The 12,881-nt window shown below is 64.7% G+C and carries 11 protein-coding genes and 1 tRNA gene; 8 read left to right on the top strand and 4 right to left on the bottom strand.

What is annotated here, in order from left to right; translation table 11 throughout:
* Window positions 1-103 precede the first annotated feature (103 nt).
* Window positions 104-850 carry a murein L,D-transpeptidase catalytic domain family protein gene (locus IB275_RS06370; RefSeq protein WP_192289812.1) on the top strand — a complete coding sequence of 249 codons (747 nt, stop codon included), beginning with the start codon at window positions 104-106 and terminating at the stop codon, window positions 848-850.
* Between the two features lie 70 nt (window positions 851-920).
* Here the strand turns inward: IB275_RS06370 and IB275_RS06365 are convergent, their stop codons facing one another.
* Window positions 921-3,794 carry an HD domain-containing phosphohydrolase gene (locus tag IB275_RS06365; RefSeq protein WP_192289814.1) on the bottom strand — a complete coding sequence of 958 codons (2,874 nt, stop codon included), beginning with the start codon at window positions 3,792-3,794 and terminating at the stop codon, window positions 921-923.
* A gap of 3 nt (window positions 3,795-3,797) precedes the next feature.
* Entirely contained in the window at window positions 3,798-4,631 is an 834-nt protein-coding gene (locus IB275_RS06360; RefSeq protein WP_192289816.1) for a substrate-binding periplasmic protein, read from the bottom strand.
* Window positions 4,632-5,133: 502 nt separating this feature from the next.
* Here IB275_RS06360 and IB275_RS06355 point away from each other — a divergent pair.
* From IB275_RS06355 to IB275_RS06335, 5 genes are all read left to right on the top strand, one after another.
* Entirely contained in the window at window positions 5,134-6,027 is an 894-nt protein-coding gene (locus IB275_RS06355) for an alpha/beta fold hydrolase (protein WP_192289818.1), read from the top strand.
* 152 nt (window positions 6,028-6,179) lie between these two features.
* Window positions 6,180-6,253: transfer RNA gene (locus IB275_RS06350), tRNA-Gly, on the top strand.
* A gap of 116 nt (window positions 6,254-6,369) precedes the next feature.
* A complete protein-coding gene (locus tag IB275_RS06345) occupies window positions 6,370-8,217 on the top strand; it encodes a sensor domain-containing diguanylate cyclase (RefSeq protein WP_192289820.1) in 1,848 nt (615 codons plus the stop codon).
* 112 nt (window positions 8,218-8,329) lie between these two features.
* Window positions 8,330-8,626 (top strand): type II toxin-antitoxin system RelE/ParE family toxin, encoded by a 297-nt coding sequence (locus tag IB275_RS06340; protein ID WP_192289822.1) that lies wholly within the window; start codon window positions 8,330-8,332, stop codon window positions 8,624-8,626.
* The gene (locus IB275_RS06335) at window positions 8,623-8,919 is read left to right on the top strand and encodes an addiction module antidote protein (protein ID WP_192289824.1); all 297 of its coding nucleotides are present in this window, start codon (window positions 8,623-8,625) and stop codon (window positions 8,917-8,919) included. The genes IB275_RS06340 and IB275_RS06335 overlap by 4 nt, the downstream gene beginning before the upstream one ends.
* Window positions 8,920-8,955: 36 nt before the next feature.
* Here the strand turns inward: IB275_RS06335 and IB275_RS06330 are convergent, their stop codons facing one another.
* Together IB275_RS06330 and IB275_RS06325 are read right to left on the bottom strand one after the other, a co-directional pair.
* Window positions 8,956-10,176, bottom strand: a complete 1,221-nt coding sequence (locus tag IB275_RS06330) for a cytochrome c biogenesis protein DipZ (protein ID WP_192289826.1) — start codon at window positions 10,174-10,176, stop codon at window positions 8,956-8,958.
* A gap of 97 nt (window positions 10,177-10,273) precedes the next feature.
* Window positions 10,274-10,546 carry a DUF2790 domain-containing protein gene (locus IB275_RS06325; RefSeq protein WP_192209924.1) on the bottom strand — a complete coding sequence of 91 codons (273 nt, stop codon included), beginning with the start codon at window positions 10,544-10,546 and terminating at the stop codon, window positions 10,274-10,276.
* A 225-nt stretch (window positions 10,547-10,771) separates the two neighbouring features.
* Here IB275_RS06325 and IB275_RS06320 point away from each other — a divergent pair, with 225 nt between their 5' ends.
* Window positions 10,772-11,512, top strand: a complete 741-nt coding sequence (locus IB275_RS06320) for a response regulator (RefSeq protein ID WP_081517582.1) — start codon at window positions 10,772-10,774, stop codon at window positions 11,510-11,512.
* Complete coding sequence (locus IB275_RS06315; protein ID WP_151189545.1) at window positions 11,509-12,819, top strand: ATP-binding protein; 1,311 nt, start codon at window positions 11,509-11,511, stop codon at window positions 12,817-12,819. Before IB275_RS06320 ends, IB275_RS06315 begins: the two co-directional genes overlap by 4 nt.
* Window positions 12,820-12,881 lie beyond the last annotated feature (62 nt).

Here is a 12,881-nt window from a genome sequence, read left to right as displayed (position 1 = left end):
AACCATACTTGATTAAAAAACAACCACATCACTGGTCAAAAATCGCGCACAATGCGGCGTTTCCCAGAAAAAACCATATCGATTCAACGGGAATGTTGTATTCATGCTGACTTTTTTGAAGTTACGGGGGTTCTTCCGGATTTCGCTCGCCAGTACCGCGCTTTTTGCGATCGGTAGCTGGCAGGCTGCGTCCGCTGCCACCCTGCCCACCGCCGAGGAACTGCACCGCCTCGCGCCAGCAACCAATACCGAAACCCTGCGGTTGGCGCTCAGCGCGCTGCAGTGCGCCAGCACCCAGTTGGGCGGCCAGAACAATCTGCTGACGGTGATCGACTACTCCAAGCCGTCCCGCGACAAGCGACTGTGGGTCTTCGACCTGAAGCAGCGCAAACTGCTCTTCGAGGAGTGGGTCGCGCATGGCAAGAAGAGTGGCGACGACATGGCCACCTCCTTCTCCAACCGCCCGGAGAGCAACCAGTCCTCCATTGGCCTCTACCAGACCGGCCAGACCTACAGCGGCAAGCACGGCCGCTCCCTGCGCCTGCTGGGCCTGGAGCCGGGCTTCAACGACAACAGCGAAGAACGCGCCATCGTCATGCATGCCGCCGCCTACGCCGATCCCAAGGTCGTCTCCGGTCTCGGTCGCCTCGGCCGCAGCCTGGGCTGTCCCGCCGTGCGCCCACAGGTGGCGCAGAAGCTGATCGACACGGTGAAGAACGGCAGCTACGTTTTCGCCTACTACCCGCAGCAGCAGTACCTGAAGACCTCGCAATTCCTAGCCGGGCAGAGCTGCACCGTGGCCAAGAACCCGCAGATCAACCGCTACGCCACCAACCTCGCCAAGCGCTGATCTCATCGCTGAAATGCAAACCGCCGGCTGATGCCGGCGGTTTGCATTTCAGGAGGTCGCGGGGGGGCGACTAGGCCTTCACCCCGTCGAGGATTTCCAGAATCGCACGCACGTCCACCGCGTCCATCTGTTCGGGATTGAGGAAGCGGTCGCCGTATTCCTTGTACACGCCCTGGCTGATGAACAGGCGGAACAGGTCCGAGTCGATGTGCTGATCGCGCGCCATGAAGGCGAGGATCTTCAGCGACTCGGAAAGTGTCTTCGGCGCCTTGTACGGGCGGTCGGCGGCGGTCAGCGCCTCGAAGATGTCGGCGATCGCCATCACCCGTTCCGGGATGCTCATCTGCTCGCGGGAGAGTTTGCGCGGGTAGCCGGTGCCATCCATCTTCTCGTGGTGGTTGGCCGCGATGGTCGGCACGCGGCGCAGGTTGCGCGGCAGCGGCAGGGTGGTGAGCATCATCAGGGTCTGCACGATGTGCTCGTTGATCTTGAAGCGCTCCTCGTCGTTCAGCGTGCCGCGGCGGATGCCCAGGTTGTACAGCTCGCCATAGTTGCTGGCGTAGGGCGGCAGGCGCATGTCGAAGCCCCAGATATTGCGCGGGTCGTCCTTGGTCACCGGCGGTTTGCGCTCGCCCCACATCACGCGATGCTCGGCCTTGTCGGCAAGGAGGCACTCCTCCGCTGGCAGCGGCTGTGCCGGCCGGCCCTGCAGGCGCTCGGCCTCGTCGTGGGAGATGCCCAGGCGATCGTCGAAATAGCGCAACCAGCGGCGCTCGCCGATCTGCTTGAGGCGCTCGATATCCTCGTCCTTCATGAATTCACCGCCGACGTTGGCCTGGGCGACGAAGGCATAGTCGTCGCGCAGTGACTCGTGCAGCGCATCGCGGCGGGCGGCGAGCAGGCCGATGTCGCTGCCCTCGGCGATGCCACGCCAGTAGTCCAGTTCGATGTCGCGCCAGATCACCTCGAAGCGCGTGCGCACTTCGTGCAGGCGGTTGTACAGGGTCTCCAGCTTGGTCGCCTTGTCCACCACATACTCGGGGCTGGTGATCTTGCCGCAGTCGTGCAGCCAGGCGGCGATCTGGAACTCGTAGCGCTCCGCATCACTCATGGTGAAGCCGGCGTACTCGCCATCGTGCGAGTCGATGACCTTCTGCAGCAGCAGGTCGGCCAGTTGCGGCACACGCTCGCAGTGGCCGCCGGTGTAGGGGCTCTTGGCGTCGATGGCGTCGGCCAGCAGCTTGATGATCGCGTCCAGCAGACGCTGCTGCGCTTCGATCAGCTGGCGGGTCTCGATGGCCACGGCAGCGGCGCCGGAGAGTTCCTCGACGAAGCGCTTGAACGGCTTGCGCGGCTGGCGGCTGTGTACGCCTTCCTGGGCCAATTGCAGGACCAGGATGCCCAGCAGCTCGTCCGAACGGTTGCGCAGGGAAACCTCCAGGTACTGGCCGCGATTGGCCAGCGCCAGGTCCACCCGCTCGGCCAGTTCCGCCTCGGTGAAGCCTTCGATCAGCATCGATTGCGGGTACTGCTCGCCATTCACCGAGCAGGCCAGGCGCAGGCGGCACTCCTCGTCGTCCAGCAGGTAGACCGCACCGCCCATGACGCCGGTAGCTTCCACCAGGCGCGAGAGCACGCCTTCAAGCATACTTTCCAGCCGCGTCTCGCGGCTCAGGGTCAGGGTGATCGCCTGGAAGTTGTGGATGGTGCGCGACATGCTGCCCATCACGCTGCTCAGGTCACGAACCTCGGCGATCTTCGACTCCACGCCCACCGGCCGGGCGAAATCGAAGGCCGCCAGCGCGCCGACCTGGTCGGCCAGCGCAGTCAGCGGACGGGCGATACGCCGGCCGATGTACCAGCCGATCAGCAGCAGGACCAGCAACAGGGTGCCGCTCCACAAAGCCTGGTTGAACAGCAGTTGCCGCGCACCGGCCAGAAGCTCCACGGCGGGAATGGCGATCAGCACCTTCACCTCGTTGCTGGTGAAGTTCGACAGCGGCACCCAGATGCCGTACCAGTCCTCGCCATTGACCCGGTAAGCCTGCGGCGTACCGGAGGGCACCTTCTCGGCATTGAGTTCACTCAGTGCCGGCACCTTCAACTCGGCCAGCGAGGCCAGGCGCAACTCCTTGCCCTCGTGGATCATCAGCCGGGACAGGTCCGGGTAGGCGATCACCGTACCCTTGCCGTCGACCACCGCCAGTTCCGTATTGGCGGTCTGGCGCAGGTCGCCCATCTCGCCCCCCAGATCGTTGACCGAGGCATCCATGCCGATCACCGCGGCGCCGTCGACGCTGCGGTGCGCCAGGGTCAGGCCGATCTCGCGGGTGGTGAAGAACACGTAGGGCTGAGTCAGCACCGTCTTGCTGGTGAGGCGCGCTTCGTTGTACCAGGGCCGCTGACGGGGGTCGTAGGTGTAGTCGGGGCGCTCCTGCACGCGCAGCAAGCGCAGCTCGCTGTCATAGAAGCGCCACTCACCGAGCAGCCCGCCCTGGCCGTTGAGCGTCTGGCTCTGCACCAGGTACTTGGCCGCATCCGGCGCCTGCAACGCGCGTCGCACTTCCGGCACGCGCAGTGCGCGGATCAGCAGGAACTCGCCGTTCGGGTAGCCGATGTACACCGCACTCAGGGTGCGGTTGGCGCGCAGGTTCTCCACCAGCATCGGCAGGCGGTCGAGGCGCGCGGGCAGGTTGTCGGTCTGCGAGATGGGGTCGTGGGTCAGCAGGCGCAAAGCGCTTTCCGCTGGGTCGATCAGGCGGCGGATTCGCTCGTTGATGGTCGCGCCCAGTTGGCTGGCCGACTCCCCGGCCGCCGTCACCAGCGCCCCTTCCACACCGCGATATCCCTGGATCAGCAACGCCCCCGCCAGCACCAGCATGCTGGCGATGATGGCTCCGGCCACCAGCAGTTGCAGCGGAATACCCCGTTCGAATGCCTTCATCCTTTACCAGCCTCTGTCCGTGGAGCTGTAGCGATAGCCGCTGTCGAGCAGTCCTTCCGCCTGTTGCGGCGGCGCATTCTTACGCATGATCCGGGCCAGGGTGCCATCCAGCCACAATGTCTCCATCAGGCGCATCCATTCGGCGCTTTGCGCCGGGGTGAAGCGCTTGCGCGAGAGCATCAGGTTGTGGGGTGTCGCCGGTCCCGGCATCACATCTATCACATGAAAGCGTTCCCGTTGACGACGATCGCTCACCGCGCCCTCGAGATTCATCTCGTGGCCGATCACACCCTCCACGTCACCGTTGAGCAACGCGCTGAAACGCGTCGCGTCATCCTTGTATTCCACCACCCGGCCTTCGGCCCTGAGGATGCGCAACATGCCGTCGATGTAGGCGCCATGGCGGTAGCCGGCGATCACCCCCAGGCGCGCACCGGGCATGTCGTGGAAGGCATCCAGGCTGGTCATCTCGCCCAGGTCGTCGCGCACGATCAGCTTGTTGCGCATATACAGATAGGGCAGCAGGTAGGTGTAGCTGCGCCGCTGCGGCGTGGCGACGCCACTGGTGCCCATCTGCAACTCGCCGCTCTCCAGCTTGCTCCAGATTTCGTCGCGCGGCCGGACGGACGTCTCGAACTGGCAGCCGGTGCGCTTTTCCAGCTCGGCGATCAGGTCCGGGTCGATGCCAATGTCGTCATGGAAGAACACCACATTGCGGGTGTAGGCGATGGAAATCGGCTGTTCGCAACCGTAGCGATCCTCGGCCATGGCTTCCGCACACGGCCAAGCGGCCGGAGCCAGGACCAGCAGAGAGACGAACTGTCGATGAAGTGCCATGGACCCGCTCCGCACGCGGTATCGGCCTCAGGGGGAGCACGGCAGGATCGCTCGTCTTCGGCAGGGGGCATTACAGCTATCACAAGAGTGTAATCCGGCTTCGCCAAAGCGCCGGACAATCGCGCAGAGAAATGTCATTTCGTCGGAATCCGCGCCACCGATGTGACTCAGGCGCCCAGCGGCGGTTGCGCCGACTGAACGGTGCTGCTTAACTCAGGCCCAAGCGTGACCCATGAGTCACACGCTGCATCCAAGAGAGCTTTTCGCGGCACGCCGTTTCCCCAAGCCGCCCCTTCCCTGCCTGATCAATAGCCCGAATCCGCGCCTTCAACGGTGCCGGAAATCGTGCTTATTGATGCTCCAACTAGTTGAAAATCAAGAAATTGTTAACTTTCGTCGAGTGACATGAAGCTGTCACGTCAAGACGCTTTCCTCTGCCTGGGTACTTTCTTCGCATCCGATGGTGGATGCGCACCATGACCTGCGTCTGGAGGAATACGACATGAGGCCGGAAACCGCCGTCGTCGAGATTCAGCAACACCGGGTACACACGGAGTTTCACGCCAACAGGGAAGCGCGCCAGACCATCATCCTGGTCAATGGCTCGCTGGCAACCACCGCCTCCTTCGCGCAAACGGTGAAATACCTGCAACCGCACTTCAACGTGGTGTGCTACGACCAGCCATACGCCGGCCGGTCCAAGGCCCACAATGACTGCCGCGAGTTCATCACCAAGGAGTACGAGGCGCAGCTGCTGCTCGGCCTGATCGAGCATTACCGCGCCGATGTGGTGATGTCCTTCTCCTGGGGCGGCGTCGCCACCCTGCTGGCCCTGGCCGAACGCCCGGCGCGGATCCAGAAGGCCGTGATCAACTCCTTCTCGCCGCTGCTCAACGCCTCGATGCTCGACTACCTGCACCGCGGCCTGGACTACCTGTCCGCCTGCGACCGCACCAACGTCGGCAACCTGGTGAACGACACCATCGGCCGCTACCTGCCGCAGTTGTTCAAGCGCTACAACTTCCGCCATGTCAGCGGCCTCGACGAGCACGAATACCAGCAGATGCACTTCCACATCTGCCAAGTGCTCAAGCTCAGCGCGGAGAGCTACATGGAGAAGTTCGCGGCCATCGACATCCCGCTGCTGTTCATGAACGGCGAGCTGGACATCTACACCACCCCGGCCGAGGCCAAGCTGTTCCAGCAACTGATCCGTGACTGCGAGTTCCGCACCATCCGCAACGCCGGCCACTTCATCGACGTGGAGCACAAGAAAGCCTGGCAGGAAACCCAGGACGCCCTCCTGACCTTCCTCCAGCCCCAGCGCCACCCGGTCCTGGCCAACCCCTACCTGCCCAGCAGCCAGGGCGTGCCCATCGCCGCCATGGTGGGCTGATGCAGCCAGCGCACACAGCCGGGGGCCGGCCCCAGACCTTCCGCCCCCGGTTTTTTATTGCGCCACGTTGTTCACAGCGGCAGCCCGCTCGTAACACCTGAACGTCCGAGGCTTCACTAAGCCCCGCCCTTCTGGTAAAAAGGCACCCCCAAGCGGGCGTCGTATAATGGCATTACCTGAGCTTCCCAAGCTCATGACGAGGGTTCGATTCCCTTCGCCCGCTCCAGAATCCCAAGCAAAAGCCCCCGGCAGCCTGAGTTGCCGGGGGCTTTTGTGTTTTTGGCGTCGCCAAAGCGTGTCTTGTAAACTCCCTGGCACACCTACATCCCCCGGACCCGCCGCATGCCCGCCCTCGCCTCGCACCGGCAATCCCTGTCCTGGCTCCTGTTCCCCCTCTTGCTTCTATTGATCCGCCCGGTCTGGGCCGATCAGGTGGTCGACGCTGCCAGCGTCACCACCCAGCCGCTGACGCTGACCACCTATGTGTCCGTGCTCGAAGACCCAATTGGCAAGCTGACGCTGGCGGACGTGCAATCCCCCGAGCACCTGGCGCGCTTCAAGGGCGACCAGCCACCGGGCAGCGCGCTGGCGATGGGCTTCACCCGTTCGGCGTTCTGGTTGAAGGTGCAGTTGAGCAACTCCAGCGACGCGCCGTTGCAGCGGTTTCTGGTTGTAGAGAACCCTCGGGTGTCCCATGTGCAGGCGAATATCCCGCAGACGGATGGTTCGTATAAAACCATCAACACCGGCAGCGACGTGCCGCAATCGAGCAAGGTCTACCCGAATCGCAATTTCGTCTTTCCGCTGAACCTGCCGGCGCGGTCGGAGCAGGTGGTGTACCTGCGGGTGGAGTCGAGCATTGGCTTGCTGGTGCCGCTGCAGCTGTGGCCGGTGAAGGCTTTCCACGCCTATGAGCGCGACGACTACACAGGCAAGGCGTGGTACTTCGGCATCGCCATGGCGATGATCCTGTTCAACCTGATGCTGTTATTCGCCCTGCGCGACCCGATCTACCTGCTCTACGTGGTCTTCGTCGGCTGCACGGCCTCGGCGCTGGCGATCAAGAACGGGCTGGCGCCGGACTGGGCGATCTTCGGCGTGCCGCTCAACTCGAACATTGTCTACTACTCGGGCGTGTCGCTGGCCCTCGCCGCGCTGCTGCTGTTCGCTCGCAGGATGATGCAGCTCGAACGCATCCTGCCGCGCCTGGACTGGGTGTTGCGCGGGATGATCGTGCTGTACCTGCTCAGCCTTGTCGCCTACGCGTTCGCGCTGCCCTATGTGTCCCGCTCGGGCATCCTGCTGAATTTCGCCACGGCGGTGGTGCTGCTGGTGGCGGCCATCGTCTGCGCCTTCAAGCGCCAGCGCAGTGCGTTCTTCTTCCTCGCCGCCTTTGCGCTGCTGATGCTGGGCGGGGCGATGACCTCGCTGCGCGCCATGGGCATAGTGCCGACCAACCTGTTCACCGTAGACGGCCTGCAACTGGGCTCGGCGATGGAAATGATCGTGCTGGCCTTCGCCCTCGCCGACCGCTTCAACGTGATGCGCCGGGAGAAGGCGCGGGTGCAGGAGGAGTTGATCCGCACCCAGCAGCAGCTGGTGGATAACCTGCGCACCTCCGAACACGAACTAGAGCTGCGCGTCGCCGAGCGCACCGACGAACTGCGCGAGCTGAATAACCAGCTGGAAGCCATGAGCCTGACCGACGCCCTCACCGGCATCGCCAACCGCCGCCGCTTCGACCAGGTACTGGAGCAGGAATGGGGCCATGCGCGCCGTTCGGGCGAGTTGCTGGCGCTGGCGGTGGTCGATGTGGACTGGTTCAAGCGCTACAACGACCACTACGGCCACCCGGCCGGCGACGCCTGCCTGCGCGAGATCGCCCAGGCACTGGCGACGACAGTCAACCGCTCGACCGACTTGGTGGCGCGTTACGGCGGTGAGGAGTTTGTCTTCCTCGCGCCGATGACCGACCTCGCCGGCGTGCGTGGCATGGCGAACAAGCTGCTGCAGGCGGTGGAAGCCCTTGCCCTGCCCCACGAGCTTTCGCCGTTGGGGCGGGTGAGCGTGAGCATCGGCATTGCAGCAGCGGTGCCGGGGCAGGAAGTCTCGGCCGAGGCACTGGTGGCAAGGGCGGACGCGGCGTTGTATGAAGCGAAAAAGCTAGGCCGTAATAAGGCAGTGGGCTGAAGACGGCCCATCGCACTGTCCTGCGCCCCCCTCAGCGCTTTCTTTGTGATCGCCAAAAATTTCAGCTGCGAACTCAATGGCACAGCTGTATCCTTCTGGATACAGTCGCCGTATGACCTATCAACTCAAGCGAACCGCTCAGTTTGATCGCTGGCTCTCCGGCCTTCGGGATGCCCGTGGGAAAGTCGCCATCCTGCGTCGACTGGACCAAATCCGATCCGGCCATCTCGGTGACACTCGATCAGTGGGCATCGGTGTCTCGGAAATCCGATTGGATGTGGGTCCGGGCTATCGCGTGTACTTCACGCGACGTGGCGATGTGCTGATCCTGCTGCTGTGCGGCGGAGACAAATCGTCCCAGCAGCGGGATATCAAACTGGTGCAGCAGCTGGCGGGAGTCATTGAATGACCATTGAACTGAGCGACTTCGACACCAGCCACTACCTCGACGACGAGGTAGTCATCGCCGAATACCTGTCCCAGGTCCTGGCCGACGGAGATCCCGATGAGTTGCTGCTGGCCATCGGCAACATCGCCAAGGCGCGTGGGATGACCAAGATTGCCAACGATTCGGGGCTCGGCCGGGAGAGCCTGTACAAGGTCTTCGCACCAGGCGCCAAGCCACGCTTCGAGACGGTGATGAAGGTCATGCGCGCCCTGGGCGTGGAGCTGCAGGCAAGGCCCGTCGGAAACGGGAAATAAGAATGGGGCGGATGCACCACCCGCCTCTTCGCTCACTCAGGCCCCTGCCTTCGCCCCGTCCCTCTCCTTCAACAGCGCCTGGATCACCTGCTCCTGCTCCTCATACCCGCCCTCGCCAATCGACAGGTGGCGAATCCGCCCCTGGGCGTCGATGAAGTAGTGCGCCGGCCAGTACTGGTTGGCGAAGGCGTTCCAGAGGCGGTACTGGTTATCCAGCGCCACGGGGTAGTGGATGTCGTGCTGCTTCACCGCTGCGCGGACGTTGGCCGGCACGCGTTCGAAGGGGTATTCCGGGGTATGCACGCCGATCACCACCAGTCCCTGGTCGGCGTACTTCTTCGCCCAGGCGTTCACATACGGCAGGCTGTGCTGGCAGTTGATGCAGTCGTAGGTCCAGAAGTCGACCAGCACTACCTTGCCGCGCAGGTCACGCAGGTTCAGTTCGGGGCTGTTGATCCATTCCACGGCACCTTGCAGCTCCGGAGCCGGGCCAAGGTCGGGCAGGCGTTCGGCGCCGTGGGCCATGTCGCCGGGCATCAGTTGGCTGATGAGTGCAGGCACGCCGTCGATGACCTTGCGCTCCAGGCTGTTCACCAGCGTGGATGAGCGGCCGGAAGCCAGCTGCGCGCTGGTGCCGCTGGCGATGCCGACCACCGCCAGCAGCGCGAGCACGCCGGTGGCCCGGCGCAGGCCTTCGATGACGGTCATGCGCGGCCGCAGGTGCTGCATCAGCCGGCGGCCGGCGAAGAGCACGACGCCCAGCACGGTAGCGCTGCCCAGGCCGTAGGCGAACAGCAGCAGGCTGGTCTGCGCGCTCGGGCCTTGCAGCATGGCGCCGGAGAGAATCAGCCCCAGCACCGGCCCGGCGCAGGGCGCCCACAGCAGGCCGGCGGCGAAACCCAGCACCCACGTGGAAAGCGCCGGCGGTAGACGGCGGGATTGGCCCTGCAGGCGATCGCCGATCCACGCCCAGGGCTTGGCCAGCGCGTCGCTGAAACGCGGCCAGAGCAGCGCAACGGCGGAAACCGACAGCAGCGCGAGGGCGAAGTAACGGCCCCACTCGCTGGCAGCAATTACCCAGTTACTGGAGACGGTCGCCAGGCTCGCCAGCACGGCGAAGCCGCTGGCCAAGCCGAGCAGCGTGACCCACGGCGACCACGCCGGGCCGCTGGCGCGCTGCAGCAACAGGGGCAGTACGGGAAGAATGCAGGGGCTGAGCAGGGTCAGCGCCCCGCCGAGAAAGGCGATGAGCAACATGGGCACCTCGGTGGGCCGTCGGCCCGTGGGGTTCACGCTTGGGATAAACGCCGGGGAATGAACGCCGCAGCCACTCATGGCCGCGGCATCAGGCGAATCAGCCGCCTTCGTTGCAGTTGGTGGCGAACTTGCGATAGGCCAGGCTGTGCGGCTGGCCGCTGGAATCCAGGTAGTCCATGCGGGCGTTGACGATGCCGCAATCGAACGGCGAGGCGTTCTCTTCATGGATGGCCAGGACGCGCTTCACGTCCAGTTTCTGACCGTAGTGGTAAGTCTCGGCGGGCTGGGTGTCGGCGGCCTGGGCGCTGAAGCTGGCGAAGGCGGCGACGGCAGCGAAGAGGCAAGCGTTGGCGAGTTGGATGGCTTTCATGGTGGTTCTCCTGTCCTGTGTCGGGTTTGGCCGGCGGGGGCTGTGTGCCTCGCCGTTGGTGCCCATTTCACGTTCAGGAGGTATCGGGCTTGTGTCGCGCAGGGCCCGGGTTTGCCGCGCCGGGTATCGGCGGCGGCTGTAGATACAGTGGAATACAAAGCACGGAAGGCAAGCGCGGCGCTGCGCTATAAACTCGCCTCAACCCACTACGAACGAGGAACCGGCATGGACCATGTCGATCACGTACTGATCGTCGACGACGACCGCGAGATCCGCGAGCTGGTCGGCAACTACCTGAAGAAGAACGGCCTGCGCGTGAGCCTGGCGGGAGACGGCCGGCAGATGCGCGCCTTCCTCGATGCCAACAGCGTCGACCTGATCGTCCTCGACATCATGATGCCCGGCGACGACGGTCTGAAGCTGTGCCGCGAGCTGCGCGTGGGCAAGCACAAGTCCACGCCGGTGCTGATGCTCACCGCGCGCAACGACGAGACCGATCGCATCATCGGCCTGGAAATGGGCGCCGACGACTACCTCACCAAGCCCTTCTCCGCCCGCGAGCTGCTGGCGCGGATCAACGCCGTGCTGCGCCGCACCCGCATGCTGCCGCCGAACCTGCAGGTCAGCGAGGCGAGCCGGCTGATCGGCTTCGGCCGCTGGAAGCTGGACACCACCGCCCGCCACCTGCTCGATGAAGACGGCACCCTGGTCGCCCTGAGCGGCGCCGAATACCGCCTGCTGCGCGTGTTCGTCGATCACCCGCAGCGCGTGCTCAGCCGCGAGCAACTGCTGAACCTCACCCAGGGCCGTGAAGCGGACATCTTCGACCGCTCCATCGATCTGCTGGTCAGCCGCCTGCGCCAGCGCCTGCTGGATGACGCCCGCGAGCCGGCCTATATCAAGACGGTGCGCAGCGAAGGCTACGTCTTCGCGCTGGCCGTCGAACTGCTCGAGCCCAACCAATGAAATCCCTCCTGCACTGGCCACGCACGCTGGCTGCGCGCCTGGCGCTGATCTTCCTCGCCGGGCTGGTGTTCGCCTACAGCCTGTCGTTCTGCTCGCAGTTCTACGAGCGCTACCAGAGTGCGCGCAGCATGATGCTGGGCAACCTGGAGACCGACGTCAGCACCGCCGTCGCCCTGCTCGACCGCCTGCCCAAGGATGAGCGCGAGGCCTGGCTGCCGATGGTGCAGCGGCCCAACTACCGCTACCGGCTGGATGGCGGTGAACCGGGCGAGCCGATGAATATGGCGCAGGCGCCGATGGCCGCGACGTCCATTGCCGACTCCATTGGCCCGCGCTACGCGTTGCGCTTCGAGGACATTCCCGGCTCCATTCCGCACTTCCAGGCGCACCTCAAGCTCGCCGACGGCATGCCGCTGACCATCGATGTGACGCCCAAGGGGGTGCCGGTCGCGCAATGGTTGCCCTGGGTGCTGGTCGTGCAACTGGCGCTGCTGCTGTTCTGCACCTGGATTGCTGTGCGCCTGGCGATCCGTCCGCTCACGCGTCTGGCCCAGGCCGTGGATCATCTCGATCCGGATGCCCCGGCGCCGGAGCTGGACGAACGCGGCCCCAGCGAAGTCGCCTACGCCGCCCGCGCCTTCAACGCGCTGCAGGGGCGTATCGGCTCCTACCTCAAGGAGCGCATGCAACTGCTCGCCGCCATCTCCCACGACCTCCAGACGCCCATCACGCGGATGAAGCTGCGCGTCGAGCAGATGGACGACTCGCCCGAGCGCGAACGCCTGTGGAGTGACCTGGAAGAGATGCAGCACCTGGTCCGCGAAGGCGTGGCCTACGCACGCAGCATGGACGGCGCCAGCGAGGCGGCGGTGAAGGTCAACCTCGACGCCTTCCTCGACAGCCTGGTCCTCGACTACCAGGACAGCGGCCAGGCCGTGGAGCTGCAGGGCAACAGCAACGCCGTGCTGGAAACCCGCCCCCACGCGCTGCGCCGGGTGCTCACCAACCTGGTGGACAACGCCCTGAAGTTCGGCGGGGCCGCCCAAGTGGAAGTCGAGCGCGATACCCAGGGCATCGTGTGTGTTCGTGTACTCGACGACGGCCCCGGCATTCCCGAGGAGGAACTCGCCGAGGTGGTGAAGCCTTTCTACCGGGTGGAAAGCTCGCGCAACCGCAGCACCGGCGGCACCGGCCTCGGGCTGGCGATCGCCCTGCAGCTGAGCCAGGCGCTGGGCGGCACGCTGACCCTGTCCAACCGCACCAGCGGCGGGCTGTGCGTGCAACTGGAATTGCCGCCCGCCCGATGATGTACACAGAGATACAAGACGGCCTTCCCCGGACACATCCGGGATAAGGCCCGTCGACAAGA

Origin of the sequence: Pseudomonas sp. PDM21 (assembly GCF_014852505.2) — a bacterium.
In the GTDB taxonomy this organism is placed as follows: Bacteria; Pseudomonadota; Gammaproteobacteria; order Pseudomonadales; family Pseudomonadaceae; genus Pseudomonas.
This window is presented reverse-complemented; position numbering and strand designations above follow the sequence as displayed.

What these genes read in the sequence shown, in the direction of transcription:
- IB275_RS06370 (WP_192289812.1), top strand. Translation starts at nt 104, where the DNA reads ATGCTGACTTTTTTGAAGTTACGGGGGTTCTTCCGGATTTCGCTCGCC.
- IB275_RS06365 (WP_192289814.1), bottom strand. Translation starts at nt 3,794, where the DNA reads ATGAAGGCATTCGAACGGGGTATTCCGCTGCAACTGCTGGTGGCCGGA.
- IB275_RS06360 (WP_192289816.1), bottom strand. Translation starts at nt 4,631, where the DNA reads ATGGCACTTCATCGACAGTTCGTCTCTCTGCTGGTCCTGGCTCCGGCC.
- IB275_RS06355 (WP_192289818.1), top strand. Translation starts at nt 5,134, where the DNA reads ATGAGGCCGGAAACCGCCGTCGTCGAGATTCAGCAACACCGGGTACAC.
- IB275_RS06345 (WP_192289820.1), top strand. Translation starts at nt 6,370, where the DNA reads ATGCCCGCCCTCGCCTCGCACCGGCAATCCCTGTCCTGGCTCCTGTTC.
- IB275_RS06340 (WP_192289822.1), top strand. Translation starts at nt 8,330, where the DNA reads ATGACCTATCAACTCAAGCGAACCGCTCAGTTTGATCGCTGGCTCTCC.
- IB275_RS06335 (WP_192289824.1), top strand. Translation starts at nt 8,623, where the DNA reads ATGACCATTGAACTGAGCGACTTCGACACCAGCCACTACCTCGACGAC.
- IB275_RS06330 (WP_192289826.1), bottom strand. Translation starts at nt 10,176, where the DNA reads ATGTTGCTCATCGCCTTTCTCGGCGGGGCGCTGACCCTGCTCAGCCCC.
- IB275_RS06325 (WP_192209924.1), bottom strand. Translation starts at nt 10,546, where the DNA reads ATGAAAGCCATCCAACTCGCCAACGCTTGCCTCTTCGCTGCCGTCGCC.
- IB275_RS06320 (WP_081517582.1), top strand. Translation starts at nt 10,772, where the DNA reads ATGGACCATGTCGATCACGTACTGATCGTCGACGACGACCGCGAGATC.
- IB275_RS06315 (WP_151189545.1), top strand. Translation starts at nt 11,509, where the DNA reads ATGAAATCCCTCCTGCACTGGCCACGCACGCTGGCTGCGCGCCTGGCG.